24 protein-coding genes and 1 riboswitch are annotated in these 25,927 nt (G+C 69.1%); of the genes, 11 read left to right on the top strand and 13 right to left on the bottom strand.

Annotated features, from left to right (window positions below; translation table 11 throughout):
• Positions 1-3: 3 nt before the first annotated feature.
• Together aroA and ABT115_RS16875 are read right to left on the bottom strand one after the other, a co-directional pair.
• Positions 4-1,320 (bottom strand): 3-phosphoshikimate 1-carboxyvinyltransferase, encoded by a 1,317-nt coding sequence (gene aroA / locus ABT115_RS16870; RefSeq protein ID WP_351789772.1) that lies wholly within the window; start codon positions 1,318-1,320, stop codon positions 4-6.
• 24 nt (positions 1,321-1,344) lie between these two features.
• Positions 1,345-2,058 (bottom strand): M50 family metallopeptidase, encoded by a 714-nt coding sequence (locus ABT115_RS16875; RefSeq protein ID WP_351789775.1) that lies wholly within the window; start codon positions 2,056-2,058, stop codon positions 1,345-1,347.
• A 65-nt stretch (positions 2,059-2,123) separates the two neighbouring features.
• On the opposite strand from ABT115_RS16875, the gene ABT115_RS16880 reads away from it, so the two are divergent.
• The 7 genes from ABT115_RS16880 (at position 2,124) to def (ending at position 8,991) form a co-directional block, all read left to right on the top strand.
• Complete coding sequence (locus tag ABT115_RS16880; protein WP_351789778.1) at positions 2,124-2,939, top strand: SOS response-associated peptidase; 816 nt, start codon at positions 2,124-2,126, stop codon at positions 2,937-2,939.
• A gap of 362 nt (positions 2,940-3,301) precedes the next feature.
• Entirely contained in the window at positions 3,302-3,958 is a 657-nt protein-coding gene (locus tag ABT115_RS16885; RefSeq protein WP_351789864.1) for a sigma-70 family RNA polymerase sigma factor, read from the top strand.
• Positions 3,955-4,275, top strand: a complete 321-nt coding sequence (rsrA, locus tag ABT115_RS16890; protein WP_351789781.1) for a mycothiol system anti-sigma-R factor — start codon at positions 3,955-3,957, stop codon at positions 4,273-4,275. The genes ABT115_RS16885 and rsrA overlap by 4 nt, the downstream gene beginning before the upstream one ends.
• A 156-nt stretch (positions 4,276-4,431) precedes the next feature.
• Positions 4,432-5,874, top strand: a complete 1,443-nt coding sequence (locus ABT115_RS16895; RefSeq protein WP_351789784.1) for an HD-GYP domain-containing protein — start codon at positions 4,432-4,434, stop codon at positions 5,872-5,874.
• Positions 5,871-7,175 (top strand): HD-GYP domain-containing protein, encoded by a 1,305-nt coding sequence (locus ABT115_RS16900; protein WP_351789787.1) that lies wholly within the window; start codon positions 5,871-5,873, stop codon positions 7,173-7,175. The genes ABT115_RS16895 and ABT115_RS16900 overlap by 4 nt, the downstream gene beginning before the upstream one ends.
• A gap of 80 nt (positions 7,176-7,255) precedes the next feature.
• A complete protein-coding gene (locus ABT115_RS16905) occupies positions 7,256-8,248 on the top strand; it encodes a tetratricopeptide repeat protein (protein ID WP_351789789.1) in 993 nt (330 codons plus the stop codon).
• 104 nt (positions 8,249-8,352) lie between these two features.
• A complete protein-coding gene (gene def, locus ABT115_RS16910) occupies positions 8,353-8,991 on the top strand; it encodes a peptide deformylase (RefSeq protein WP_351789792.1) in 639 nt (212 codons plus the stop codon).
• A gap of 125 nt (positions 8,992-9,116) precedes the next feature.
• Here the strand turns inward: def and ABT115_RS16915 are convergent, their stop codons facing one another.
• Positions 9,117-10,091, bottom strand: coding sequence for a GlxA family transcriptional regulator (locus ABT115_RS16915; protein ID WP_351789795.1), 975 nt, complete (start codon positions 10,089-10,091; stop codon positions 9,117-9,119).
• A gap of 81 nt (positions 10,092-10,172) precedes the next feature.
• Between ABT115_RS16915 and ABT115_RS16920 the strand changes: the two genes are divergently transcribed.
• On the top strand, positions 10,173-10,385 hold the full coding sequence (locus tag ABT115_RS16920) for a hypothetical protein (RefSeq protein ID WP_351789798.1): 213 nt from the start codon (positions 10,173-10,175) through the stop codon (positions 10,383-10,385).
• On the opposite strand, the gene ABT115_RS16925 is transcribed toward ABT115_RS16920, so the two are convergent.
• The 5 genes from ABT115_RS16925 to ABT115_RS16945 form a co-directional block, all read right to left on the bottom strand.
• Positions 10,382-11,401 carry a ribonucleotide-diphosphate reductase subunit beta gene (locus ABT115_RS16925; protein ID WP_351789801.1) on the bottom strand — a complete coding sequence of 340 codons (1,020 nt, stop codon included), beginning with the start codon at positions 11,399-11,401 and terminating at the stop codon, positions 10,382-10,384. The two genes, ABT115_RS16920 and ABT115_RS16925, sit on opposite strands and share 4 nt — an antisense overlap.
• The gene (locus tag ABT115_RS16930) at positions 11,401-13,812 is read right to left on the bottom strand and encodes a ribonucleoside-diphosphate reductase subunit alpha (protein WP_351789804.1); all 2,412 of its coding nucleotides are present in this window, start codon (positions 13,810-13,812) and stop codon (positions 11,401-11,403) included. Before ABT115_RS16930 ends, ABT115_RS16925 begins: the two co-directional genes overlap by 1 nt.
• Before the next feature lie 151 nt (positions 13,813-13,963).
• A riboswitch (adenosylcobalamin-variant (AdoCbl-variant) riboswitch) is annotated at positions 13,964-14,066 on the bottom strand.
• 178 nt (positions 14,067-14,244) lie between these two features.
• Positions 14,245-15,882, bottom strand: a complete 1,638-nt coding sequence (mctP, locus tag ABT115_RS16935; RefSeq protein ID WP_351789807.1) for a monocarboxylate uptake permease MctP — start codon at positions 15,880-15,882, stop codon at positions 14,245-14,247.
• Positions 15,879-16,133, bottom strand: a complete 255-nt coding sequence (locus tag ABT115_RS16940; protein WP_351789810.1) for a DUF3311 domain-containing protein — start codon at positions 16,131-16,133, stop codon at positions 15,879-15,881. Before ABT115_RS16940 ends, mctP begins: the two co-directional genes overlap by 4 nt.
• A 312-nt stretch (positions 16,134-16,445) precedes the next feature.
• The gene (locus ABT115_RS16945) at positions 16,446-17,210 is read right to left on the bottom strand and encodes a GntR family transcriptional regulator (RefSeq protein WP_351789867.1); all 765 of its coding nucleotides are present in this window, start codon (positions 17,208-17,210) and stop codon (positions 16,446-16,448) included.
• A 280-nt stretch (positions 17,211-17,490) separates the two neighbouring features.
• Here ABT115_RS16945 and ABT115_RS16950 point away from each other — a divergent pair, with 280 nt between their 5' ends.
• The gene (locus ABT115_RS16950) at positions 17,491-19,044 is read left to right on the top strand and encodes a glycoside hydrolase family 3 protein (RefSeq protein ID WP_351789813.1); all 1,554 of its coding nucleotides are present in this window, start codon (positions 17,491-17,493) and stop codon (positions 19,042-19,044) included.
• 35 nt (positions 19,045-19,079) lie between these two features.
• On the opposite strand, the gene nagB is transcribed toward ABT115_RS16950, so the two are convergent.
• A complete protein-coding gene (nagB, locus tag ABT115_RS16955) occupies positions 19,080-19,865 on the bottom strand; it encodes a glucosamine-6-phosphate deaminase (protein WP_351789816.1) in 786 nt (261 codons plus the stop codon).
• A gap of 608 nt (positions 19,866-20,473) precedes the next feature.
• Here nagB and ABT115_RS16960 point away from each other — a divergent pair.
• Positions 20,474-21,940: a histidine kinase N-terminal domain-containing protein gene (locus tag ABT115_RS16960; protein WP_351789870.1), complete on the top strand. Its 1,467-nt coding sequence runs from the start codon at positions 20,474-20,476 to the stop codon at positions 21,938-21,940.
• Positions 21,941-22,114: 174 nt separating this feature from the next.
• On the opposite strand, the gene ABT115_RS16965 is transcribed toward ABT115_RS16960, so the two are convergent.
• Positions 22,115-22,372 carry a WhiB family transcriptional regulator gene (locus ABT115_RS16965; RefSeq protein ID WP_003953983.1) on the bottom strand — a complete coding sequence of 86 codons (258 nt, stop codon included), beginning with the start codon at positions 22,370-22,372 and terminating at the stop codon, positions 22,115-22,117.
• A gap of 314 nt (positions 22,373-22,686) precedes the next feature.
• Positions 22,687-23,655, bottom strand: coding sequence for a diacylglycerol/lipid kinase family protein (locus ABT115_RS16970; RefSeq protein WP_351789819.1), 969 nt, complete (start codon positions 23,653-23,655; stop codon positions 22,687-22,689).
• Positions 23,656-23,894: 239 nt separating this feature from the next.
• Here ABT115_RS16970 and ABT115_RS16975 point away from each other — a divergent pair, with 239 nt between their 5' ends.
• Positions 23,895-24,272, top strand: a complete 378-nt coding sequence (locus ABT115_RS16975) for a hypothetical protein (RefSeq protein ID WP_351789872.1) — start codon at positions 23,895-23,897, stop codon at positions 24,270-24,272.
• 13 nt (positions 24,273-24,285) lie between these two features.
• On the opposite strand, the gene ABT115_RS16980 is transcribed toward ABT115_RS16975, so the two are convergent.
• Positions 24,286-25,239: an RNA polymerase sigma factor SigF gene (locus ABT115_RS16980; RefSeq protein WP_502969108.1), complete on the bottom strand. Its 954-nt coding sequence runs from the start codon at positions 25,237-25,239 to the stop codon at positions 24,286-24,288.
• Positions 25,236-25,649 carry an ATP-binding protein gene (locus tag ABT115_RS16985; RefSeq protein ID WP_073781878.1) on the bottom strand — a complete coding sequence of 138 codons (414 nt, stop codon included), beginning with the start codon at positions 25,647-25,649 and terminating at the stop codon, positions 25,236-25,238. The genes ABT115_RS16980 and ABT115_RS16985 overlap by 4 nt, the downstream gene beginning before the upstream one ends.
• Positions 25,650-25,927: the final 278 nt, after the last annotated feature.

Genomic DNA, 25,927 nt, shown 5'->3' on the forward strand with positions numbered 1-25,927 from the left:
GTCTCAGGCCCCGAGCATTCCGGTCCACATCTGCGGGAAGTCCGGCAGGGTCTTGGCGGTTGTCGCCACGTTCTCGATCTCCACTCCAGGGACGGCAAGGCCGATGACCGACCCTGCGGTTGCCATCCGGTGGTCGTCGTACGTATGGAAGGTACCGCCGTGCAGCGGTCGGGGCCGGATGTGCAGCCCGTCGGCGGTCTCGGTGACATCGCCGCCGAGCTCGTTGATCTCCTTGGTGAGCGCGGCCAGACGGTCCGTCTCGTGCAGCCGCAGATGGGCGACACCGCTCAGAGTGGACGGGCCGTCGGCGAGGGCCGCGACCGCCGCGATGCCCGGGGTGAGCTCGCCGACCTCGCCGAGGTCGACGTCGATGCCGTGGATACGGCCCGAACCGGTGAAGGTGAGGCCGCGCTCGGTCAGCTCACAGCTGCCGCCCATCGCGGTGAAGATCTCCCGCAGGGCGTCACCGGGCTGGGTGGTGCGCTCGGGCCAGTCGGGGATGGTGACCCGGCCGCCGGTGACCAGCGCGGCGGCGAGGAACGGCTGAGCGTTGGAGAGGTCGGGCTCGACGGTCAGATCGCGGCCGAGCAGAGCCGAAGGGGCGACCCGCCAGACGTCCGTCTCGCCGCCCGTCTCCGGCTCGTCCACCTGGGCGCCGACGGCCCGCAGCATGTCGACGGTCATCCGGATGTGCGGCATGGAGGGGAGCCTCGCGCCGGTGTGGCGCACCTCCACTCCCTGGTTGTAGCGCGGCGCCGACAGCAGCAGCGCCGAGACGAACTGGGAGGACGAGGAGGCGTCGATCGATACCGTTCCGCCGTCCAGCGCACCGCCGCCGTGCACGGTCATCGGCAGCGAGCCGCGCCCGTCGTCGTCGATCCGGGCACCCAGTACCCGCAACGCGTCGATCACGCCGTTCAGCGGGCGTTCGTACGAACGCGGATCGCCGTCGAAGCGGATCGGGCCGTCGGCGAGGGCCGCGACCGGCGGCAGGAAGCGCATGACCGTCCCGGCATTGCCGACATCGATCGTGGTGGGGCCGTGCAGCCCGGCCGGGATGACCCGCCAGGTCTCGCCGGAGCCGTCCGGTCCGACGCCTTCCTCGATGCCGACACCCATCGCGCGCAGCGCCTCGGCCATCAGCAGGGTGTCGCGGGAGCGCAGCGGGCGGCGCAGCCAGCCGGGTTCGGCGGCGAGAGCGGCGAGCACGAGGGCGCGATTGGTGACCGATTTCGATCCGGGCACGGTGACGGTCGCGTCGACGGCGCCGCTCGCTCGGGGGGCGGGCCAGAGGGCGGGGTGCACGGCACTTTCGGTCATGGACCTTACTTTACGACCCGGCGCTCATAGGCCGAGCAGCCAGCGCCCGCCGCCAATCAGCGAACAGAGCGACACCGCGTGGAAGAGGAAGAGCCAGAGCGCGGCCGGTACATCCGTCAGTCGCGACAGCTGGTCCACGTCCGAGTCCGGCGCGCCGCCGCGCCGGCGCTTCGACTGGAGCTCGAAGGCCGGGCGTACGCCGCCGAGCAGCAGGAACCAGACCACGGTGTATGCGAACAGCGACTGCACGGCGGGCGAGGCGAGCCAGGACACCAGCAGGAAGGCCGACCCGGTGAAGATCACCGACAGTGCCCCGTACACATTGCGGATCATCACCAGCATCACCGCGAGCAGGGCGGTGGCCAGCCACAGCAACAACGTGATCCTGTCGTTGACCAGCAGCCACGCCCCGCCCAGGCCCAGCAGTGGCGGGGCGGTGTAGCCCGCAGCCGCGGTCAGGATCATCCCGATGCCGGTCGGCTTACCGCGGCTGACCGTCAGCCCGCTGGTGTCCGAGTGCAGCCGTATGCCGGACAACTGCCGCCCGGTGAGCAGTGCGATCAGCCCGTGCCCGCCCTCGTGCGCGATGGTGATCGCGTTGCGGCTCAGCCGCCATATCAGGTTCGGTACGACGGCGATCAGTGCGAGCGTTCCGGTCACCACCACCAGCCACTGCTCGGGTGCGGGCTGGGTGCCGAAGACGCGGTCCCACAGATTGCCCAGATCGGTGCTGTCCATGATGCGGGCGGCTCCTTACGGTATCGGCGTTTCGTCGTCGTGACGGTCGTGGCAGTCTGGCACTTATGTGCGGACGGTATGCAGCGAGTCGGCGGCCCGAGGATCTGACCGGACTCTTCCGGGTCGAGAAGTGGGAACCGGCAAAGACCTTGGCGCCCGATTGGAACGTGGCGCCGACCAAGGAGGTCTACGCCGTACTGGAACGTCCGGTGAGGGACGCGGATGATCAGCGTTCGGTTCGTCAGTTGCGCGCCCTGAAATGGGGACTTGTGCCGTCCTGGGCGAAGTCCCCCGAGGGTGCCGCACGCATGATCAACGCTCGTGCGGAGACCGTCCACGAGAAGCCCTCCTTCCGGCGCCCCTTCGTCTCCCGGCGCTGCATCCTGCCTGCCGACGGCTACTACGAGTGGGTCACCGGTGCGGATGAGCGTCAGATGGAGGAGAAGGGGAAGAAGAAGCGGCCGCGCAAGCAGCCCTACTTCGTGACACCCGCCGACGGATCGGTCTTCGCGATGGCCGGACTGTACGAGTTCTGGCGCGACCGAACCCTGCCGGACGACCACCCGATGGCCTGGTGGGTGACCTGCTCGGTGATCACGACCGAGGCGGAGACCACCCCGCTCGCCGTCGCCCCTGCCGAGGGCCCGGCCGCGCTCGCCGACATCCACCCCCGGATGCCGCTGATGCTGACCCCGGACCGGTGGGACGCCTGGCTCGACCCGTCGCGCACCGACGTCGAGGAGCTGAGGGGGCTGCTCGCACCGCCGCCGGGCGGGCTGATGCGGGCCTATCCGGTGGCCACGGCCGTCAGCGACGTCCGCAACAACGGTCCCGAGCTGTTGAAGGAGCTGGCCGCGCCGGAGGCGAGCACGCTCTTCTGAACCCCTTCCTCTCACCACCGCCGTGACCGCGTGGCTGCCCACCCTCGTATGACGTACGCCACCCTGCGGGCGGCACCGGTCACACTTACGACCTCCCCCGGGAATGTTGAGCGAGGTACCACTGTTCTCGGTGACATCGGTACATCAACGTCGTATGTGGAGAGGGAGTCCGTCGCATGGGTTCAACCATCTGCCCGCGCCGCTCGAACGCCGCTGACGTGGAGTGGACGGTCCTGCGTGCGGCCAGGACCACTCCCGAGCGGGCACTGAGCGGGGCGGATCGACAGCCCGTATCGAAGCAAGGTCGACTATTCTCCGATTCGAGCGGGTCCGGTTTCGGCTCCGCCACAGCGTTGGAGGAGGTGGGTCCGGTCACTGGGACCGACACAGGGACCGACGACGGCCGCGCGCAGGAGACGACAGCCGAGCGCAATGCGCGCTTCGAGCGGGACGCTCTCGGTTACCTCGACCAGATGTACTCGGCCGCGCTGCGCATGACGCGCAACCCCGCAGACGCCGAGGACCTTGTCCAGGAGACGTACGCCAAGGCGTACGGCTCCTTCCACCAGTTCCGTGAGGGCACCAACCTCAAGGCGTGGATGTACCGCATCCTCACCAACACGTTCATCAACTCGTACCGCAAGAAGCAGCGCGAACCCCAGCGCAGCGCCGCCGAGGAGATCGAGGACTGGCAGCTGGCGCGCGCCGAGTCGCACATGTCGACCGGTCTGCGCTCCGCGGAGTCGCAGGCTCTCGACCACCTGCCCGACTCGGATGTGAAGTCCGCTCTGCAGGCGATCCCCGAAGAGTTCCGCATTGCCGTGTATCTCGCCGATGTAGAGGGCTTTGCCTACAAGGAGATCGCGGACATCATGGGGACTCCCATCGGTACGGTGATGTCCCGACTGCACCGGGGCCGCCGCCAACTGCGCGGCATGCTGGAGGACTACGCCCGTGAGCGCGGGCTCGTCCCGGCCGGTGCCGGAGGGGCGGACGATCGGAAAGGCTCGGGCTCATGAGCTGCGGAGAGCCGCATGAGACGGACTGCTCAGAGGTCCTCGATCATCTCTACGAGTTTCTCGACCATGAGATGCCCGACAGCGACTGCACCAAGTTCGAGGTGCACTTCGAGGAGTGCTCCCCGTGCCTGGAGAAGTACGGCCTGGAACAGGCGGTGAAGAAGCTGGTGAAGCGCTGCTGTGGTCAGGACGACGTGCCGACCGATCTGCGTTCCAAGGTAATGGGCCGGATCGACCTGATCCGCTCAGGGCAGGCTGTGCCCGAGCAGGACGTGACGGCGTCGGAGACCGGTCAGCCGACCGCCGCCCAGGAGTAAAGCCCGGCGGCCGTCACTCGTGGCTGGCCCCCCCGCGTCGCCCGCGCCCCGCGCGCATCACCCGAATGTGCTAATCGGGCACATGGACGCTCAACGGGACACACAACTCGCTAGCGTGGCGCCTTCATTGACCACGTTGGGGGGCGGGCGGGGCGGGTGAGGGCCACACGTGGGGCGGCGCGCGCGTACATTCTGACGGCCGCGGTCGGCGCCCTGCTGTGTGTGCTCCCCGCGCTGCGTACAGGCGCCGGTACGCCGTGGGCGACCGTCGGACTGCTCACCGGGCTCTATCTGGCGTGTGAACTCCCCAGGCGTTGCCCCTTCGGCAGCTCCGTGCCGATCAGCGCCGGATCGTTCTTCCCGCTGCTGCTCGCCGCCGCCTTTCTGCTGCCGCCCGCCGCGGCTGCCCTGGTCGCGATCCCCGGATCGCTTGTCGGCCGGGTGGATACCCCGCCGGCCACCGCACGTCGTGTCTGGCGGACCGCGCAGCTCGCCGTCACCGTCTGGGCGGCCTCGTCCCTGCACAGTCTGCTCGCCGGTGCCGCCACGCTCGGTGGCACCGGCACCGAGCGGCTCCCCGACCTCCCCTACGCCCTGCTGCCCGCCTGTGCCGCCGCCCTGGCCTTCAGTCTCGTCCTGACCGCTCTGGACGGCTCCATCCTGGTCGCGGCCGAACGGCTGCCCGTCCGGCGCGCCTGGAGCGGACTGCTGCCCCGCTCGCTGGGACCGCATCTGGTGCACGGACTCGCCGGGCTGATGATGGCCGTCCTGTGGCGCGGTCCGTACGGGCCGCTGTCCGCGCTCGTCGTCCTGCTGCCGATGTACATCTCCTGCTGGGCCTTTGCTCAGTACCACCGTGAGCACGCCGCCCACCGCGCCACCGTCAGGGCACTGGTGCAGGCCGTCGACATCAAGGACACATACACCCGCGGTCACAGCGAACGGGTCGGGCAGGCCTCCGTCCTCATCGCCCGCGAACTGGGCATGGACCAGGGCCGACTGGAGGTCCTCCGGTTCGCCGGCATCCTGCACGACGTCGGCAAGCTCGGCGTCCCCACCCGGGTGCTCCGCAAGGACGGACCGCTCACGCCTCAGGAGCGGCGGGTGATCGAACTGCATCCGGAGTACGGGCACGAGATCGTGCGCGGCATCGGCTTCCTCGGCGAGGCACGGGCCGCGATCCTGCATCACCACGAACGTCTCGACGGCAGCGGCTACCCGTACGGGCTCAGCGGACGGGAGATCCCCGAGTCCGCACGGGTCGTCGCGGTGGCGGACGCCTTCGACGCAATGACGTCGACCCGGTCGTACCGGCGGGGGAGACCGGTGCCCGCGGCGCTGGAGGAGCTCAAGCGGTGCGCGGGTACGCAGTTCGATCCGCAGATGGTGCGGGCGCTGCTGCGGGCGGTGGACCGGCATGGGTGGTCGGCGGCCACGACGGTGGTGACGGCGGACGAGGCGGTTTTGCGGCAGCGGAGCAAGGGGTCGGCGGACGAGGGTGCCGGGGCCGGCCGAGGGCTGGTTCGTCCTCAATCGCCGGACGGGCTCGGCGATCAGGTCACCCCCGGTCCGCAGTCGGCCGAAGGCCGTCGCCGATGACCCGGACCGAAACCCGGTTGCCCCCCGTGGTCCTCGCCGTCCGCGGCGCAGCTGCGGTGCTCGCTGTCGCCGGGCTCGGCCACACCCTCTGGGACGGTGTCCACGAACCCGGACATGCCCTCGTCTTCGGGGTGCTCATCACCGTCGGCGAACTGGCCCGCTGGGGCGCACTGCCCGGCGAGCGTGAGCCCGCGCCGCTCGGAGCCGCCGGAGCACTCGCGTACGCCCTCCTCGGACGCAGCGGCGGCGAACCGACCACCCACGGCGTCCTCCAGGTGATCGCTGTACTCGTCTCGGCACAGCTCGTCGCCTGTGCGCCCCATGTCGCGCGCGGCAGCGGACCCGCGCCCGACCGGGTGGCCCGCCGCATCCTGGCCGTCACCTTCGCCGCCGTGTGCTTCCAGCCGCTGAACAACTCCGGCCGCACCGCGGACTGGTTCGGCGAAGGCCCCTGGTACGTGCTCTTCATGCTCTTGTTCCTTGTCCTGACCGCCCTGTGCGACGCCGTGCTCGCCGCCCTGCTGCTGCGCTCGCGCAGCGTCCCCCATGGCCTGAAGAGCATGGGAGGTACCCCCCTCCTGTACGGGCCGCTGCTCCGCGACGAGCTGCGCGCCCTGATCGGTATCGGGTCGGCGGTCTGTGCGACCGGGGTCGTGATGGCCCTCGGGGTCGCCGTCGCCGGGCTGTGGGCGCTGCCCGTCCTGTGCGTACCGCTGCTGCTGACCCAGGTCTCGTTCCGCCGGTTCGTTGCCGCTCGCACCACCTACCGGCAGACGATCGCCTCGCTCGCCCGGTCCACCGAGATCGCCGGATACACCCCGCACGGGCACGCCCGCAGGGTCGCGGTGCTCTGCACGGCCGTCGGACGTGAGCTGGGGCTCTCCGGGAGCGAGCTGACCGTGCTGGAGTACGCGGCCCTGATGCACGACATCGGCCAGCTCTCCCTCGTGGACCCCGTCCCGGACGGGGCGACGGCCACCCTGTCCGCCGCCGAGCAGCGGCGTATCGCGGTGCTCGGCGGGGCCGTGGTCCGGCAGACCGGGGTGGACACCGAAGTCGCTGTCATCGTGGAACGGCAGGCCGACCCCTACCGCGAGCAGCCGTTGTCGGCCAGGATCGTCAGGGCCGTCAATGCATACGACGACCTCTCCGGGGAAAGTCTCATCGGGCCGCTGGGTGCGCTGGAACGACTCAGGCTCGGTACCGGTCACGACTATCAGCCCGAGGTCGTGGAATCACTGGCCCGGGTCCTGGCCCGGGGCGGTCCGACCCCCGTGCAGCCCGGGGTGACCCATGGGTAATGAGCGAGCGTCCGGCCCGGCATGGTTGGATGCGAAGAAGAGCGGAAAACGAGGGTGTCCAGTCGGGACAGGCGGGAATCGTGAGGATCTTCGGGAAGGTACGGCATCGGCCATCCGCCTCTTGGCGGCAGGCCACGGACCGCGCGTTCACGCTGATCGGCGACGGCCGGTACGAGGACGCGGGCGCGCTGCTGACACGTGCGGCGGACCTGGAACCCTGGCTCTCCGAGTCGTGGTTCAACCTGGCGCTGCTGCACAAATTCCGGCATGACTGGGAACAGGCGAGAGCCGCCGGCCTGAGGGCTGTCGCGCTGCTCGACAAGGAATCCGGCGCTCCCGACTGGTGGAACGTCGGGATCGCCGCCACCGCACTGCAGGACTGGCCGCTGGCGCGCCGAGCCTGGCAGGCGTACGGCCTCAAAGTGCCGGGCGTGGGCCAGCACACCTCGGCGGCCAACAGCGAGCCGGTCGGGATGGAGCTGGGCAGCGCCGCGGTACGGCTGTCGCCGGAGGGCGAGGCCGAGGTCGTCTGGGGCCGCAGGCTCGATCCGGCCCGGATGGAAGTGCTCTCCATCCCCCTGCCGTCGTCCGGCCGCCGCTGGGGCGAGGTCGTCCTGCACGACGGCGTGCCGAATGGGGAGCGGGTCACCGCGGCCGGCCCCTCGTACCCCGTCTTCGACGAGATCGAGCTGTGGGCGCCGTCCCCCGTGCCCACCTGGGTCGTGCTGCTCGAAGCGGCCACCGAGGCGGACCGGGACGCCCTGGAGCAGCTGGCGTCCGATGCCGGTTTCGCCGCCGAGGACTGGTCGTCCTCCGTGCGGCTGCTCTGCCGGGCCTGCTCGGAGAGCCGGATGGAGAGCTACGAGGGCGACGGGGAGCACCTGGACCCGCACGACCACAGCGAGCCGGGGCATCCGGGCCCGCTGGGGCACCGCACCGCCGGTGAGCTGTGGGTGCCCGAGCGCGAGTGCGGGATAGCGGCACCGGCCGGGCTGGTGCGCGGCCTGCTGGACGGCTGGGTGGCCGACAGCCCGGACAGCCGTGAGTGGCGGGATCTCGAAGAAGTCTGCTGACCGGTGCCCGTAGGCTGTACGGGCACCGGTCGCGGTGCTCGGGTGCACGGCCCCGGTTCATCGGATATCCGGGGTTCAGGTTTTGAGGAAGGCGTACGGCGGACATGGCGCAGCAGGAGACGGACGAGCAGATCAGCGTCGACGACGAAGGTTTCGTCGTGGACACCGAGGACTGTGAGGCGCGCGAGGCGGCATATCGTGAGCGCGGTACCTCCCGTCCGATCACGGTCGTGGGCAACCCGGTGCTGCACAAGGAGTGCAAGGACGTCACCGAGTTCGACGACGAGCTGGGCCGACTGATCGACGACATGTTCGCGAGCCAGCGGACGGCGGAGGGCGTGGGCCTGGCCGCCAACCAGATCGGCGTCGACCTGAAGGTCTTCGTCTACGACTGCCCGGACGACGACGGCGTGCGGCACGTGGGCGCCGTCTGCAATCCGGTGCTGGAGGAGCTGGCGCCCGGGGAGCGGGTCCTGGACGACTCCAACGAGGGCTGCCTCTCCGTCCCGACGGCGTACGCCTCGCTGGCCCGCCCGGACTACGCGGTGGTCCGCGGACAGGACGCCAAGGGCAACCCGGTCAAGGTCCGAGGCAACGGCTACTTCGCCCGCTGCCTCCAGCACGAGACGGACCACCTGTACGGATACCTGTACATCGACCGGCTCTCGAAGCGGGACCGCAAGGACGCGCTGCGGCAGATGGCGGAGAACACGCCGCGCTACGAGATCGTGCCGAACGACTGAGCATCCGATTGCCACCGGGCGGGCCCGGTCTCCCTTGCGAGGGCGGCCGGGCCCATCGCTTCCATCCCTGGGTGGATCGTCACCTCTCCTTTGGGCGAATGATCGGACCTCAGGCCCGTTATGGATCAGGCTACTTCGGTCATTGCACTCGGGCCGCGGAAGGTGCGACGGTATGCATTCGGCGTCGTGCCCAACGACCGAACGAACTGATGGCGCATCGCGGCGGCAGTTCCGAAGCCGGTGCGACCGGCGATCGTGTCCACCGTTTCATCGGATGTCTCCAGTAGATGCTGTGCCAGCAGCACCCGCTGGCGGAGCAGCCAGCGGTACGGAGTGGTACCGGTCTCCTGCTGGAAACGACGGGCGAAGGTGCGCGGCGACATGTGTGCCTGTACGGCGAGCTGTTCGACGGTCATCTCCTGATCGAGGTGGCGCTCCATCCAGACGAGCGTCTCGCCGACCGTGTCGCACCGGGTGCGGGGCAGCGGCCGCTTGATGTACTGCGCCTGCCCGCCGTCCCGGTGCGGCGGCACCACCATGCGGCGGGCGATCGCGTTGGCGACATCGGGGCCGTACGCCTGCCGGACCAGATGCAGACAGGCGTCGATCCCGGCCGCCGTGCCCGCCGATGTGATGACCGGGCCCTCGTCCACGTACAGCACATCGGGTTCGACGACGGCCCGCGGGAAGCGGCGGGCCAGTTCCGAGGCGTGGCGCCAGTGAGTGGTGCAGCGGCGCCCGTCCAGCAGTCCGGCCGCGCCGAGCACATACGCACCGGAGCAGACGCTCAGCACGCGCGCGCCCCGGTCCACCGCCCGGCGCAGGGCGTCGAGGACCTCTTCGGGGTAGTCGCGCCGCACGAAGTGGCTGCCGGCCGGCACGGCGATGAGGTCGGCCTCGTCCAGACGGTCGAGTCCGTGCGGTGTGCTGATGGTGAACCCGGCATGGGTCCGCAGTACCGGGCCCTCGGCGGAGACCACGGCGAAATCGTGGACCGGCAGGCCCTCGTCGCTGCGGTCGAGGCCGAAGACCTCGCACAGCACACCGAGTTCGAAGGGGTGGACCTCGTCGAGCAGCAGAGCGGCGACATTCTTCAGCATGGAGCAAGTGTGGCAGTAATTCGATGCTTTATGACAGTCCTGCCACTGCCGCAATCCGTCCGTGCGGACGAGAGTAGAGGCATGAATACATTCCTGAATGTTCTGGGCATAGCTGCACTTATCGCCCTCTTTCTGTTGCGCACCCTCGCCGGGCTCGCCCGGGAGCGCCGCATCGACCGCGAGCTGCGGGAAGCGGAACGGGAACGGGGGGAGGCGCCCCCCGAAACGGCGGGCGCCGCGCAGTCGGTGACGGATGCGCGGCGCCCCTACCTCAGAAGCTGGGCCAGGATCTAGAAGTCCTCGTCGAGGTCCACCGAGCCCTCCACCGCCACCTGGTACGCGGACGGCCGGCGCTCGAAGAAGTTGGTCAGCTCCTGGACGCCCTGGAGCTCCATGAAGGAGAAGGGGTTGCCGGAGCCGTAGACCGGCGAGAGGCCGAGGCGTACGAGGCGCTGGTCGGCGACGCACTGGAGGTACTCGCGCATCGACTCGGTGTTCATGCCGGGGAGGCCGTCACCGCAGAGGTCGCGGCCGAACTGTAGTTCCGCTTCGACGGCTTCCTTGATCATGGCGGTGATCTGTCGGCCGAGCTCGTCGTCGAAGAGGTCGGGCTCTTCCTCTCGTACGGTGTCGACGAACGCGAACGCGGCATCCATGTGGCAACTTTCGTCACGGAACACCCAGTTGGTGCCCGTGGCGAGACCGTGCAGCAGACCCCGCGAGCGGAACCAGTAGACGTACGCGAACGCGCCGTAGAAGAACAGCCCTTCGATGCACGCCGCGAAGCAGATCAGGTTCAGCAGGAAACGGCGGCGGTCGGCCTTCGTCTCCAGCCGCTGGATCTTCTCCACCGAATCCATCCACTTGAAGCAGAACTGCGCCTTCTCACGGATCGACGGAATCTCCTCGACCGCGTCGAACGCGGCGGCACGGTCGTCAGGATCGGGCAGATACGTGTCGAGCAGCGTCAGATAGAACTGGACGTGCACGGCCTCCTCGAAGAGCTGCCGCGACAGATACAGCCGCGCCTCGGGGGAGTTGATGTGCTTGTACAGCGTCAGCACGAGGTTGTTGGAGACTATCGAGTCGCCCGTCGCGAAGAACGCGACGAGCCGGCCGATCATGTGCCGCTCGCCGGGGGAGAGCTTCGCGAGGTCGGCGACGTCGGAGTGGAGGTCGACCTCCTCCACCGTCCAGGTGTTCTTGATCGCGTCGCGGTAGCGCTCGTAGAAGTCCGGATAGCGCATGGGCCGCAGCGTCAGTTCGAAGCCCGGGTCGAGCAGGTTCTTCTCTGAGTCGGTGGAGTTCATCACTGGCAGGCCTCGCAGGACTCGGGGTTTTCGAGGGAGCAGGCGATCGCGTCCGTGTCGGGAGCCTGGGCCTGCTGTACGGGAATGGGTGCGGCGGTCGCGGCCCGGCCGGAGGCCGCGCGGGCGATCCGGGTCGCCGGGCGCGAGCGCAGGTAGTACGTCGTCTTCAGCCCCTGCTTCCAGGCGTACGCGTACATCGAGGAGAGCTTGCCGATCGTCGGCGTCTCCATGAACAGGTTCAGCGACTGGCTCTGGTCGAGGAACGGCGTACGGGCCGCCGCCATGTCGATCAGACCGCGCTGCGGGATCTCCCACGCCGTGCGGTACAGCGCCCGCACATCCTCCGGGATCCAGGCGAAGCCCTGCACGGAACCGCTCGCCTCGCGCAGCGCCTCACGGGTCCGCGCGTCCCACACGCCGAGCCGCTTCAGCTCATCCACCAGATATGCGTTGACCTGGAGGAATTCACCACTGAGCGTCTCGCGCTTGAAGAGGTTGGAGACCTGCGGCTCGATGCACTCGTACACACCCGCGATCGAGGCGATCGTCGCCGTCGGTGCGATGGCGAGCAGCAGCGAGTTGCGCATCCCGGTCTTCGCGACCCGGGCGCGCAACGCGTCCCAGCGCTCCGGCCAGTTCAGGCCGGTGTCGTAGTGGTCGGGGTGCAGCACGCCGCGGGCGGCACGCGTCTCGGACCAGGCGGGCAGCGGGCCGGACCGCTCGGCGAGCGCGCAGGAGGCCTCGTACGCCGCGAGCATGATCCGCTCGGAGATCTTCGTGGAGAGCGCGCGGGCCTCGGGCGAGTCGAACGGCAGCCGCAGCTGGAAGAAGACGTCCTGCAGACCCATGGCACCCAGGCCGACGGGGCGCCACTTCGCGTTGGACCGGCCGGCCTGCTCGGTCGGGTAGAAGTTGATGTCGATGACCCGGTCGAGGAAGGTCACGGCGGTGTGGACGGCCGCGTCCAGCCGCTCCCAGTCGATGCCACCGTCGGCGACGAACGCGCCGAGGTTGACCGATCCCAGGTTGCAGACGGCCGTCTCGCCGTCATCGGTGACTTCGAGGATCTCGGTGCACAGATTCGACGAGTGGACGACGCGGCCCGGCTCGGCGGTCTGGTTCGCGGTCCGGTTGGCGGCGTCCTTGAACGTCATCCAGCCCTGGCCGGTCTGCGCGAGGGTACGCATCATCCGGCCGTACAGCTCACGGGCCGGAATCGACTTGCGGGCCAGCCCCTTGGCCTCGGCGGCCCGGTACGCGGCGTCGAACGCGTCGCCCCACAGGTCGACCAGCTCGGGCACATCGGCGGGCGAGAACAGCGACCAGTCACCGTCCGCGTCGACCCGGCGCATGAACTCGTCCGGGATCCAGTGCGCCAGGTTGAGGTTGTGCGTACGACGCTGGTCCTCACCCGTGTTGTCGCGCAGCTCCAGGAACTCCTCGATGTCCGCGTGCCAGGTCTCCAGGTAGACGGCGGCGGCGCCCTTGCGGCGGCCACCCTGGTTGACCGCGGCGACGGAGGCGTCGAGCGTCTTCAGGAACGGCACGATGCCGTTGGAGTGCCCGTTGGTGCCACGGATCAGCGAACCGCGGGCGCGGATACGGGAGTACGGGAGACCGATGCCGCCCGCGTGCTTCGAGAGCCGGGCCACCTGGTGGTAGCGGTCGTAGATCGAGTCGAGCTCGTCGAGCGGGGAGTCCAGCAGATAGCAGGAGGACATCTGCGGGTGCCGGGTGCCGGAGTTGAAGAGCGTGGGGGAGGAGGGGAGGTAGTCGAGGCGGTTCATCAGGCCGTACAGCGAAGCGACTTCGTCCACGGCGCGCTCCGAATCGTCCTCGGCCAGCCCGGCCGCGACGCGCAGCATGAAGTGCTGGGGCGTCTCGATGACCTGACGGGTGTGCGGGTGGCGCAGCAGATATCGGCTGTGCAGGGTCCGCAGCCCGAAGTAGCCGAAGCGGTCGTCGGCGCCGTCGGCGAGCGAACGTTCCACCAGCGCGTCGAGTGCGGCCGCGTGCAGCGCGACGAACTCGGCGGTACGGTCCGCGATCAGGCCCTCGCGGTGTCCGACGGCGACCGAGGCGGAGAACGAGACCGCGCCCTGGCCGGACGCCTCGTCCGCGATGGTGCGGGTAAGCAGCCTGGCCGCGAGCCGGGAGTAGGCGGGGTCCTCGGAGATCAGCCCTGCGGCGGCCTCCGTGGCCAGCGAGCGCAACTCCGCCTCGTCCGACCGGGCGTTACGGCCGCGCAGCGCGGCGGCGGCGACGCGACCGGGGTCGGTGTCGGGCAGATCGACGGTGAGGCCGGTCAGGGTCCGCAGCAGTGCGGCCCCCGGTCCGTCGTGTGCGGTTCCCTCGGAATCGGCCGCTTCGGACACGGCGGCTGAAGCCGGATCGGCTGGCGCGATGGTCACGTGGTGCTCTCCCTCGCTCGGCTCGGGGCCGGCGGGGAACGGGGGCAGCCGGGCAGAGGCGGGCCCGCGTCGGGCAGCACTCATTACGGCGTCCACCGGCCCATCCGCGAGGCCCGGACGTCTGGCATCCGGTTCGGTCGAGCCGGATGCGCTGTCGGCAGGTCCTCGGACTTACTCGATGGTGTGTAAAAGCACACCGAATACACCGTTGCGGGACAGTTCCGGATTTGCACCGGATTTCCCTGCGGCGACAGCGAGCACGAGCATACATGTGGGGGCTGCGGGATGAGACGGCCCCCACATGTTGTGTCGTGTAACGGATGTCGAGCCGACGGGACAAGCCGTGCGATCCCCCGTCGGAGCAGACGGACGGCCCGCCACACCCCGCTGAAGGGGGCGCGACGGGCCGTCATCGGGCCGTAGGAGCGGTCTTCAGTGGACGCCGCTCGGCGCCCCCGCCGTGGCCGGCGGGAGCTCCGCCTGGACGCCCGGGTCGCCCGCGTCGGCCGTGTAGTCGGCCGGGGAGGTCTCGTCGATTCCTGCGGGTGCCTTCACTGCGTTCAGGACGAAGGTGAGCACCACCGTCACCACCGCGTTCAACACGAACGCGGTCAGACCGATGTAGCCGATCTCGCCGATGCCCGGGATCTCATTGGACGACCCGCCGAAGTGCGCCTGGGTCGGGCTGGCGACCCCGTACGCGGCCACCGTCCCGTACACCATGCCGACCACCCAGCCCGCGAGTAGCGCCCAGCGGTGGAACCAGCGGGTGAACAGGCCACCGACCAGGGCCGGCATCGTCTGGAGGATCCAGATCCCGCCCAGCAGTTGGAAGTTGATCGCGACCGTCTTGTCCATGGCGAGGACGAAGGCGAGCGCGCCGACCTTCACCAGCAGCGACACCAGCTTGGAGACCTTGGTCTCCTGCTCCGGGGTCGCGTCCGGCTTCAGGAAGTCCTTGTAGATGTTGCGGGTGAAGAGGTTTGCTGCGGCGATCGACATGATTGCGGCAGGCACCAGCGCGCCGATGCCGATGGCGGCGAATGCCACGCCCGCGAACCAGTCCGGGAACATGTTCTCGAACAGCTGGGGGATGGCCAACTGCCCGTTGTCCACCTTGATACCGGCGGCGATCGCCATGAAGCCGAGCAGCGCCAGCAGGCCCAGCATCAGCGAGTACAACGGCAGGATCGTGGTGTTGCGCCGGATCACATTGCGGCTGCGGCTGGAGAGCGTCGCCGTGATCGAGTGCGGATACATGAAGAGTGCCAGCGCCGAACCCAACGCGAGTGTGGCGTAACCCCATTGGCCCGCCTCACCAGGCGCGAGCGCACCGCGCGGCTTGCCGGTTGCCGGGTTGGTCTGGGAGAACGCATCGCTCGCCTTGGCGAAGATGTCGTCGAAGCCGCCGAGCTTGATCGGGATGTAGATGATTGCCACCGCGATGACCAGGTAGATCAGTCCGTCCTTGACGAACGCGATGAGCGCGGGCGCCCGCAGACCGGACGAGTAGGTGTACGCGGCGAGCACCGCGAACGCGATCAGCAGCGGCAGGTCCTTGACGAACCAGTGGGTGTTCTCGCCACCGCCGACGCCCATCACGTCCAGTACCGCCTGGATGCCGACGAGTTGGAGCGCGATGTACGGCATTGTGGCGAGGAGGCCCGTGACGGCGACCGCCAGCGAGAGCCCCTTCGAGCCGAAGCGCCCGCGGACGAAGTCCGAGGTGGTCACGTACCCGTGCTTGTGCGAGACCGACCACAGCCGCGGCAGGAAGGTGAAGATCAGTGGGTACACGAGGATGGTGTACGGCACCGCGAAGAAGCCTGCCGCGCCCGCCGCGTAGATCGCCGCGGGAACGGCGACGAAGGTGTACGCGGTGTACAGGTCGCCGCCGAGCAGGAACCAGGTGACCCAGGTGCCGAACGACCGTCCGCCCAGGCCCCATTCGTCGAGACTGGCGTCGTTCTCGGCCTTCCGCCAACGCGCCGCCAGGAAGCCCATGACCGTGACGGCCAGGAAGAAGAAGATGAAGACGCCGAGCGCGACGCCGTTCACGCCGTCCTTCATGCCGACGCACCCCCCTTGCGGGCGCGCTGGTCACGCTGCCACAGCTTGTACGCGATCGTCGTGAGTGCGGTGGAGATCAGCACCCAGAGCATCTGGTACCAGTAGAAGAACGGAATACCGATGAAGGTGGGGTCCACCTTCGCATACGAACTCACCCAGAGCATCGCCACGAACGGCGCGATGAGACAGAGGGCGATGACCACCCGCACGGGTGTGATGGTGGGTGGCTTTCCTTCTGGGTCTGCTGGCATGCGGCGACTCCGTCCCCTCGCTGATCACCTGGTGTGATACCGACCGGCAAACGGGGGCGTCCCTCATTCGCCGGTCGGCCTGATGCGCAGGAAATCTAGGGGAGGCTTCCGGTCACCGTCACCCCCTGTCCGCATTGCGGTCCGACAACGGTCCCGTGAGCAGGCGCGCATGTTCAAAATGCCGTCAAACGTACGACACTTGGTCCGTATCAAGGTGCGTGAACGGCCCCCGTGGAGCAGTGGATTCCACAGGACCGCGACGGTTGTACGCAGGGTGCGGTGGCCGGGACCACTCGACCGGTGCACCCGGATTCAGTCCGTCGGCCGCTTCAGACGCGCCACGAACTTGTACCGGTCGCCCCGGTAGACCGAGCGCACCCACTCCACCGGCTCGCCCCGCCCGTCGAGCGAGTGACGGGACAGCATCAGCATCGGCAGGCCCACATCCGTACCGAGCAGTCCGGCCTCCCGCGGGGTGGCGAGCGAGGTCTCGATGGTCTCCTCGGCCTCGGCCAGCCGGACGTCGTACACCTCTGCCAGCGCGGTGTAGAGCGAGGTGTACTTCACCAGCGAACGACGCAGCGCCGGAAAGCGTTTGGCCGAAAGGTGGGTGGTCTCGATCGCCATCGGCTCCCCGCTGGCGAGCCGCAGCCGTTCGATCCGCAGCACTCGCCCACCGGCCGTGATGTCGAGCAGCCCGGCGAGCGTCTCGTCCGCCGTGACGTAGCCGATGTCCAGCAACTGGGACGTAGGTTCGAGTCCTTGGGCGCGCATGTCCTCGGTGTACGAGGTGAGTTGCAGGGCCTGCGAGACCTTTGGCTTGGCGACGAAGGTGCCCTTGCCCTGGATGCGCTCCAGCCGGCCCTCGACGACGAGCTCTTGGAGCGCCTGGCGCACGGTCGTGCGCGAGGTGTCGAACTCGGCGGCCAGGGTCCGCTCCGGTGGCACGGGGGTGCCCGGCGGCATGGTGTCCGTCATGTCGAGGAGATGTCGCTTCAGTCGGTAGTACTTCGGGACACGCGCCGTCCGCGTGGCCGCGCCCGTCTCGTTCTCCGTACTGCCCCCGTCGGCACCCATGGCCCGCCTTCCCGACTGCTGCGTTGCTGCCGTCACCGGCTCCTCCGTCTGTCGCGGCTCACATGGTGGCACGCTCCGGTCACGGCTCGTCGCCCTCCCTCAGGTGTCGGTCCTGTAACGGACGCGAGTGCACTTCTTATACACCCTTGACACCCCTAAAGGTCTAGGCCAAGCTCCCGATGCTGGTCTAAACCATTAGGGCTCCCAGTTCCAGAGCCACCTGCAGCGCAAGGCCGTCAGCGGCCTCACCGACGGCGCCGTGAAGGGATAACACCGCCCCATGACCACGCTGATATCCACCACGGACACCGTCACCCGCGACGCCCTCGCCGTCCTGCAGCCCGGATTCACCGGCACCACCGCCCCGGGCTGGGTGCTGCGCCGGATCGACGAAGGCCTCGCCTCCGTCGCCCTGTTCGGCCGCAACATCCAGACGCCCGAGCAGGTTGCCGCGCTCACCGCCCAGCTCAGGGCCGAGTGCGACGCCCTGCTTGTCGCGATCGACGAGGAGGGCGGTGACGTCACCCGCCTCGAGGTGCGTACCGGCTCCTCCTTCCCCGGCAACCTCGCGCTCGGCCACGTCGACGAAGTGGCACTGACCCGCACGGTCGCCCGGGAGCTGGGCCGCCGGCTCGCCGAGTGCGGCGTCAACCTCAACTGGGCGCCGTCCGCGGACGTCAACTCCAACCCGGGCAACCCGATCATCGGTGTACGGTCCTTCGGCGCCGACCCCGAGCTCGTGGCCCGGCACACCGCCGCGTACATCGAGGGCCTCCAGGCCGCCGGAGTCGCCGCCTGTACCAAGCACTTCCCCGGGCACGGCGACACCGCGATCGACTCGCACCACGCGATGCCGCGCATCGACGTGGACCTGGAGACCCTGTACGCCCGTGAACTGGTGCCCTTCAGGGCAGCCATCGCCGCCGGTTCCAAGTGCGTGATGAGCGCGCACATCCTGCTGCCCGCCCTCGACCCTGACCGCCCCGCGACCGTGAGCCCGCAGATCCTCACCGGTCTGCTGCGCGAGGAGTTGGGGTACGACGGACTGATCGTCACCGACGCCGTGGAGATGCAGGCCATCGCCGGGACGTACGGCATCGAGCGCGGCTCCGTCCTCGCGATCGCCGCGGGGGCCGACGCCCTGTGCATCGGTGGCGGTCTGGAGGACGACGGCACGGTGCGGCGGCTGCGCGACGCGCTGGTCGCGGCGGTACGCAGCGGTGAACTCGCCGAGGAGCGGCTCGCGGACGCGGCCGCACGGGTGCGTGCCCTCGCCTCCTGGACGCGGGCGGCCGAGGGGACCGGTTCGGAGCCGGGTGCGGCGGTGCAGGAAGGGACCGCGTCCGGCACCGGAATCGGTTCCGGCATCGGCCTGGCCGCCGCCCGCCGTGCGGTCGAGGTGACCGGCTCCGCCGAGCCGCTGATCGACCCCCCGTACGTCGCCTCCTTCACCTCCGAGTCGAACATCGCGGTCGGCGACGAGACCCCGTGGGGCGTCGCCGCGGAACTGGGCCGGCTGCTGCCGGGCACGGAGACCGGCACGTACGGCACCGGGACACCCGTCGCCGCGGTGCTGCGGGCCGCGGGGGAGCGGCGCATCGTCGTGGTCGTCCGTGACGCGCACCGTCACGCCTGGATGACCGAGGCCCTCGACGCCCTGGTGGCGAAGCGCCCCGGCACAGTCGTGGTCGAAATGGGCGTCCCGCAGGCGGCCCCCAGAGGTGCCCTGCACATCGCCACCCACGGCGCGGCCCGAGTCTGCGGCGTCGCGGCCGCGGAGATCATCGCCAGGGGTAACGACCTCCGCCGCTGCCAATCGTGGGTGAGGTCGTAAGGACCGCCCCTGGGCCTGAGAGGCTGTGAGCTCCTCTAAATACCCTGCCACGGCGGCTTCGTCGCATACGTGGCGCGGAAGTAGTCCGCCAGCTTCAGCTTCGACGCGGCAGCCTCGTCCACCACCACCGTCGCATGCGGATGCAACTGCAGCGCCGACGCGGGCACGATCGAGGCCAGCGGCCCCTCCACCGTCTGCGCCACGGCGTTTGCCTTGCCCTCGCCGGTGGCGAGCAGAATCGCGTGGCGGGACTCCAGGATGGTGCCGATGCCCTGGGTGATCACATGGTGCGGCACCTGCGTGACGTCATGGTCGAAAAAGCGCGCATTGTCGGCCCGGGTCTGTTCGGTGAGCGTCTTGATCCGGGTACGGGAGGCGAGCGAGGAGCACGGCTCGTTGAAGCCGATGTGCCCGTCGGTGCCGATGCCGAGGAGCTGCAGGTCCACCCCGCCGGCCTCGGCGAGCGCCTTGTCGTACGCCTGGCAGGCGGCCGGGACGTCCTCGGCGGAGCCGTCGGGGCCCATGAAGGACGCCTCGGACAGGCCGAGCGGTTCAATGACCTCGCGCAGCACCACGGAGCGGTAGGACTCGGGGTGACCCGCCGGCAGACCGACGTACTCGTCGAGCTGGCAGATGCGGGCGCGCGAGGCATCCACGGCGCCGGAGCGGACCTTGGCCGCCAGCGCCTGGTAGATGGGCAGCGGGGTGGAGCCGGTGGCGACGCCGAGAAGGGCGTCGGGCTTGCGGCTGAGCAGGGCGCCGATGGCCTCCGCGATGAGTTCGCCGCCTGCCTTGGCGTCCGGGACGATGACTACTTCCACGCGGGGGCCTGCCGATCTGAAGAGTGGAACCATGTGGTATAGACCAATCGTGGTTCAATCTACCAGAATCCGGCAACGTGGACACGACGGCCTTACCCGTCCCGGCCCTGCCCGTCCCGGTCCTGGTCCACCGGCGGGTGCCCGGTTGCGCGGCCGCGGCGCCGACCTGTTCGTGGTCGGCCCCAAGGTCCAGGCAGCGTCGGCGTCCGCGTGATCAACAGGGTGGGGTTGCGGGCGGGGCCCGTAGAAACGCCCGCGGGCCGCGGCGCCAGGACGGGACCCTCGGCCCGTCCGGCACCGCAGCCAAGACCGACCACCGCCTGGCGCCGGACGGTCTGCTCGGCCGGCGGTGTGCGGTGCCCCCGGCCGGGGAGAGGCACCTGCGCGGTCAGGGCAGAGGGCGCGGGTACCTCGATTCCACTCTCCTGTGCGGGGAGAGCGGAAGCTCTGTCTTGAGCATTGTGGACTAGACCATTCGCCCGTGTCCATCCATCGGAGCACCGCAATTTTCCGGGCCCTTGCCCCGCCCTTCCCCTGCACACCTGCGGCCGCGTCGTCCGGTTCGGAACCATTGCCCGTCCGCGGGTACGCTCGCAAACGTGCCCTCCATGAACGACCTCGTCCGCCAGCACACAGCCCTCAGTGACACCGACCTGGAGTGGCTGCATCTGCTGGTCTCGGAGTGGCAGCTGCTCTCCGATCTGTCCTTTGCCGACCTCGTGCTGTGGGTTCCCACCCGCGACGGCACCCGCTATGTGTCCGTGGCCCAGATGCGGCCCAACACCGGCCCCACCTCCTACCAGAACGACATGGTGGGTCACTTGGTGCCGCGAGGCCGCCGCCCACTGCTCGACGCGGCGCTGGACGAGGGCCGGATCGTACGCGAGGGTGACCCGGAGTGGCGCGAGGAGGTGCCGGTACGGGTCGAGTCGATCCCCGTACGCCGTGAAGGCCGGGTCCTCGGCGTCATCGCCCGGAACACCAACCTCCTGACCGTCCGTACGCCGTCTCGGCTGGAGCTCACCTACCTCCAGTCGGCCTCCGACCTGGCTCAGATGATTGCCGCCGGGTCCTTCCCGTTCCCCGATCAGCAGGTCGACATGGACGCGTCGCCGCGCGTCGGCGACGGGCTGATCAGGCTCGACGCCGACGGAGTCGTCCAGTACGCCAGCCCCAACGGCCTCTCCGCGTACCACCGCCTCGGCCTCGCCTCCGATCTGGTCGGCCAGCACCTGGGCAGGATCACCGCCGAACTCGCCCCCTCCCGCGGCCCGGTTGACGAGGCCCTGGTCAAACTCGCCAGCGGTTACGCACCCCGTGAGTTCGAGGTGGAGTGCGCGGGCGGGGTGATCCAGCTCCGGGCGATCCCGCTCAAGCCCAAGGGGGTCAGGATCGGCTCCCTGGTCCTCCTCCGGGACGTCACCGAACTGCGCCGCCGCGAGCGGGAGTTGATCACCAAGGATGCCACCATCCGGGAGATCCACCACCGGGTGAAGAACAACCTCCAGACCGTCGCTGCCCTGTTGCGGCTCCAGGCCCGCCGGATGGACTCCGCGCAGGGCCGCGAGGCGCTCAACGAGGCGGTACGGCGCGTCGGCTCGATCGCCATCGTCCATGAGACGCTGTCCCAGAATCTGGACGAGCGGGTGGAGTTCGACGAGATCGCCGACCGGGTCATCGCGATGGTTGCCGAGATCTCCCCGGGCAAGGTGACCTGTCGCCGTACGGGACGCTTCGGCATTCTCGACGCCGAAGTGGCCACACCGCTGGCGATGGTGCTCACCGAAATCCTGCAGAACGCCCTGGAGCACGCCTTCACCCTCGCCGAGTCCGGCACGGTGGACGTCTCGGCGATACGCGGCGGTTCCTCCGCCGGGAAGCGGCTGCTGATCACGGTCCAGGACGACGGCTGCGGACTGCCCGAGGGTTTCGACTCGCAGAGCGCCGGCAATCTGGGGCTGCAGATTGTGAGGACGCTGGTGGAAGGCGAGTTGAGCGGCACCTTCACCATGGTTCCGGCCCCCGTGCGTGGCACCCAGGTCGTCCTCGACATCCCGGTCCGCGCAGAGAAGTAGCCCCGGCGGCCGGCAAGGCGCCAACACAGCAGTGAGCCCGGACCGTTGATCGCGGTCCGGGCTCACTGTTCATGCATGGGCTTCGGGGGTACTGCGCGCTGCGACTCGGGGGGCGGGGTTGTGCGTACGCTCTGTACGCGCCGCCTGGCTGAGGCTCGTAGCGGTGGCGTTGGATCAGGCGCTGGCGTTACGCGCCCGGTTGCGAGCGGCACGGCGCTTCATTGCGCGGCGCTCGTCCTCGCTGAGGCCACCCCAGACGCCGGAGTCCTGGCCGGACTCGAGCGCCCACTGCAGGCACTGCTCCATGACGGGGCAGCGACGGCAGACGGCCTTGGCTTCCTCGATCTGCAGCAGCGCAGGACCGGTGTTGCCGATGGGGAAGAACAGCTCGGGGTCTTCCTCACGACAAACGGCGTTGTGACGCCAGTCCATGGCTGCTACCTCTCCTTGGTGTTACATGTGCTTGTGAATGTGAACGCTTTCACGAATCCCCCCGCAGGTGAACGGGCCGACGCCCAGATGAACTGGTTGTGGTCCTGTGGAGTGAGGAGGGGTTCTGGCTCTCAGTGGAGGCTGTTGTTGCGCCGTCCCGATCGCCATGTAGAGATTCGCAAACCTCGGCGGCGGATACAACCCCTTCTGGAAACTTTTTTTTGATTCCTCGGTGTCGGCTAGGTCACAGCCGTACTTCTATGGGGTGGGGCCCAGCCCAAACGTTCGAGTTAAAGGACTTTAGGCCCTTCCACTCACACAATCACACGCAGTGCACGGCGTACGCCTGTGAACGTCACACTGGTACGCACTCCCAGGTGGTCGCCGTCCATCTGAAAGGGCAATGGCACCTTTGAATGCAAGGTGAAGTCCGTGAGGTCGTGAAGTGAAACTGCGTGCTTTCCGGACGGGCCCCTCTCCGGGCTCGAAGTGAGCAGCTGGGTGCCGTAGCGGGCGACCGCCGGGGTGGAGAGCCGTTTCAGCCCGAGCACGTCCAGGCCGGTGTCGAAGGTGGCCTTCGGGGACGCGTACATGGGGCGATTCCCCAGGTAGGTCCAGGGGGCGGTGTTGGAGATTATGGACAGCGCGAGGTCGGTGATCGGTTCTCGTCCGGGTGTCTCCAGTGTCATCGCGCCGTGCCGCCGGTGCGGCTCCTCAAGGAATTGCCGGACCACCTGGCGTACGTACAGCGCATGCGTCGAACGCTTGCCGCTTTCGCGCTTCTGTTCCACCCGGCCGACTACGCCCGCGTCGAATCCGAGCCCGGCGCAGAAGGTGAACCAGCGCTCCGGGACCGACTCGTCCTCGGTGCCGGGGGTGCCGGCCGCCAGTCCGAGACCGACCGTGCGTTCGGTGCGGTTGGCGAGCGCGTCCAGGATCGCGCCGGTCGCCTCCACTGCGTCGTTGGGCAGGCCCAGGGCGCGCGCGAAAACATTGGTGGAGCCGCCGGGTACCACTGCGAGCCTCGGCCGGTTGGCCAGGTCGGGGCCGTTGTGGAGCAGTCCGTTGACGACCTCGTTGACCGTGCCGTCGCCGCCCAGGGCGACCACCAGGTCGATCTCCGAGGAGTCCGCGGCCTGCCGCCCCAGGTCCCGGGCGTGGCCCCGGTACTCCGTGGTCACGGCCTCCAGCTTCATTTCACTGGCCAGTGCGTGGATGAGCACATCGCGCGTTCGTGCACTGGTGGTGGTAGCAGCTGGATTGACCACGAGGAGTGCGCGCATGGCGGCCAGACTACCTACCGCGTGGTATCCCTCTGAAGCCCTGCCCCATGACCTTCACGCTCGGTGACGACTCGGGCGCGGTCGGACGGGCGGCCGTCCGCGCCCGTACCGTTCCCGACCCCGACTTCGCTTTCGCGGGGCCGGGATGTCAACCTGCAAGGGTGATTACTGAGCAGAACACGCCCTCCTCGCCGCCTTCGCCGCCGGTCGAACCGGCGAAGCCGAGCAGGATCACTCTCGTGGCCGTACTCACCGCCCTGGAAGGGACGGCGCTCGCCGCCGTCGGGATCTACATGCTGGTGATGGGGCTGCTCGGGAGTCCCGAGAGCTCGCAGCAGGCGGAGATGGGCGGCCTCACGCTGATCGCGCTCGGCCTGATCCCGCTGATCGCCGCGCGTGGTCTGCTGCGGCGGCGCAGCTGGAGCCGCGGCCCCGCGCTCATCACGCAGATCATCGCGCTTCCGGTGGTCTGGACGCTGCTGAGGTCCCACGGTGCACTGATCCCGGTCGGCATGGTCCTTGCCGCGGTGGTCCTGACGGCGCTCTACCAGCTGGTCAGGCCGACGACGATCGAGGCACTCGGCATTCGCCGACCGGGAGCCACGCCGGACGCCTGAATGGGCCTTCGCGCTACTCCTCGATGAGCAGCCGCTCGCGCAGCTGAGCCAGCGTGCGGGCCAGCAGCCGCGAGACGTGCATCTGCGAGATGCCGACCTCCTGCGCGATCTGCGACTGCGTCATGTTGCCGAAGAAGCGCAGCAGCAGAATCCGCTTCTCGCGCGGCGGCAGGCCCTCCAGCAGCGGCTTGAGCGACTCCCGGTACTCGACCCCCTCCAGCGCCTCGTCCTCTGAGCCCAGAGTGTCCGCGACCGCCGGGGACTCGTCGTCCGTATCCGGCACGTCCAGCGAGAGTGTGCTGTACGCATTGGCCGATTCCAGGCCCTCCAGGACCTCTTCCTCGGAGATACCCAGCCGCTCCGCCAGCTCGTGCACCGTCGGCGAGCGGCCGTGCTGCTGGGAGAGTTCGGCGGTGGCCGTGGTGAGCGAGAGCCGCAGCTCCTGGAGCCGGCGCGGCACCCGGACCGCCCAGCCCTTGTCACGGAAGTGGCGCTTGATCTCGCCGACGACCGTGGGGGTCGCGTACGTCGAGAACTCGACGCCGCGGTCCGGGTCGAACCGGTCCACCGACTTGATCAGGCCGATCGTGGCGACCTGGGTCAGATCGTCCAGCGGCTCGCCGCGGTTACGGAACCGGCGGGCCAGATGCTCCACGAGCGGCAGATGCATCCGCACCAGCTGATTGCGCAGCTCCGCCTTCTCGGCCGACCCGTCGGGCAGCTTGCGCAGTTCGATGAACAGCGCCCGCGCCGCGCTGCGGTCGTGTGGATCGTGGTGCCCGTGCTCGCTCATCTGGCCTGCCTGCTCCGCCTGCGACTGCTCCACCACGACCGTACGGCCCGCAGGCCCATCCGCCTCGTCCACCGGATGGGGCAGGGCCTGCTGTTCCGGGATGCCTGCTGCGCGCACCACCCCTGGTCGGATCGTCTCGTCCCGCACAGGACCGTCCCCGTTCCCGTTGCTCACGCCGGCCCGGGTCCCGCGCCGCGCTGTTTGTAGAGGCTGATGCTGACAGTACGGTCGTCGGCGACCGAGGAGTCGACCTTTCCGGCCAGTGCGGAGAGCACTGTCCAGGCGAAGGTGTCCCGCTCCGGCGCCCGGCCGTCCGTCGTCGGGGCCGACACCGTCACCTCGAGAGAATCCTCGATGAGCCGGAAGACGCAGCTGAGGACGGAGCCCGGCACGGCCTGCTGAAGCAGGATCGCGCAGGCCTCGTCGACCGCGATGCGAAGATCCTCGATCTCGTCGAGAGTGAAGTCCAAGCGCGCTGCGAGACCGGCTGTTGCCGTACGCAGCACCGACAGGTAGGCACCCGCAGCGGGCAGCCGGACCTCTACGAAGTCCTGATTCCCGGGCTCGCCTGCGATCTGGGACACCCTCACCTCCAAGGTGGCACAAACTCTTCCGAGGATCCGGGAAAGGTGCCCCGGAGCCATGCGGTATGTCGTCGGTTCTGGTCCGGCGACGCTATCGCGATCCATGATGCCGTGTCGCCGGACCCCTGGAGTCTGCCCGGTGGATCACGGCCGGGGATCGCGCCGGAGAGGCGTCGGCCCATGCTGTCACTCATGGTAAGCCCATAAGTACACACGGTGGATAGGGGTCTGCGGTGGTCAATTACGAACAACCGGCGCCGATTTGACGTACCCAGGCG

The sequence above is a fragment of the Streptomyces sp. NPDC001832 genome, assembly GCF_040297265.1.
GTDB lineage: Bacteria > Actinomycetota > Actinomycetes > Streptomycetales > Streptomycetaceae > Streptomyces.

Coding starts and splice junctions, on each gene's coding strand:
- aroA (WP_351789772.1), bottom strand. CDS start 1,320: ATGACCGAAAGTGCCGTGCACCCCGCCCTCTGGCCCGCCCCCCGAGCG.
- ABT115_RS16875 (WP_351789775.1), bottom strand. CDS start 2,058: ATGGACAGCACCGATCTGGGCAATCTGTGGGACCGCGTCTTCGGCACC.
- ABT115_RS16880 (WP_351789778.1), top strand. CDS start 2,124: ATGTGCGGACGGTATGCAGCGAGTCGGCGGCCCGAGGATCTGACCGGA.
- rsrA (WP_351789781.1), top strand. CDS start 3,955: ATGAGCTGCGGAGAGCCGCATGAGACGGACTGCTCAGAGGTCCTCGAT.
- ABT115_RS16900 (WP_351789787.1), top strand. CDS start 5,871: ATGACCCGGACCGAAACCCGGTTGCCCCCCGTGGTCCTCGCCGTCCGC.
- def (WP_351789792.1), top strand. CDS start 8,353: ATGGCGCAGCAGGAGACGGACGAGCAGATCAGCGTCGACGACGAAGGT.
- ABT115_RS16915 (WP_351789795.1), bottom strand. CDS start 10,091: ATGCTGAAGAATGTCGCCGCTCTGCTGCTCGACGAGGTCCACCCCTTC.
- ABT115_RS16920 (WP_351789798.1), top strand. CDS start 10,173: ATGAATACATTCCTGAATGTTCTGGGCATAGCTGCACTTATCGCCCTC.
- ABT115_RS16925 (WP_351789801.1), bottom strand. CDS start 11,401: ATGAACTCCACCGACTCAGAGAAGAACCTGCTCGACCCGGGCTTCGAA.
- mctP (WP_351789807.1), bottom strand. CDS start 15,882: ATGAAGGACGGCGTGAACGGCGTCGCGCTCGGCGTCTTCATCTTCTTC.
- ABT115_RS16940 (WP_351789810.1), bottom strand. CDS start 16,133: ATGCCAGCAGACCCAGAAGGAAAGCCACCCACCATCACACCCGTGCGG.
- ABT115_RS16945 (WP_351789867.1), bottom strand. CDS start 17,210: ATGGGTGCCGACGGGGGCAGTACGGAGAACGAGACGGGCGCGGCCACG.
- ABT115_RS16950 (WP_351789813.1), top strand. CDS start 17,491: ATGACCACGCTGATATCCACCACGGACACCGTCACCCGCGACGCCCTC.
- ABT115_RS16960 (WP_351789870.1), top strand. CDS start 20,474: ATGAACGACCTCGTCCGCCAGCACACAGCCCTCAGTGACACCGACCTG.
- ABT115_RS16965 (WP_003953983.1), bottom strand. CDS start 22,372: ATGGACTGGCGTCACAACGCCGTTTGTCGTGAGGAAGACCCCGAGCTG.
- ABT115_RS16970 (WP_351789819.1), bottom strand. CDS start 23,655: ATGCGCGCACTCCTCGTGGTCAATCCAGCTGCTACCACCACCAGTGCA.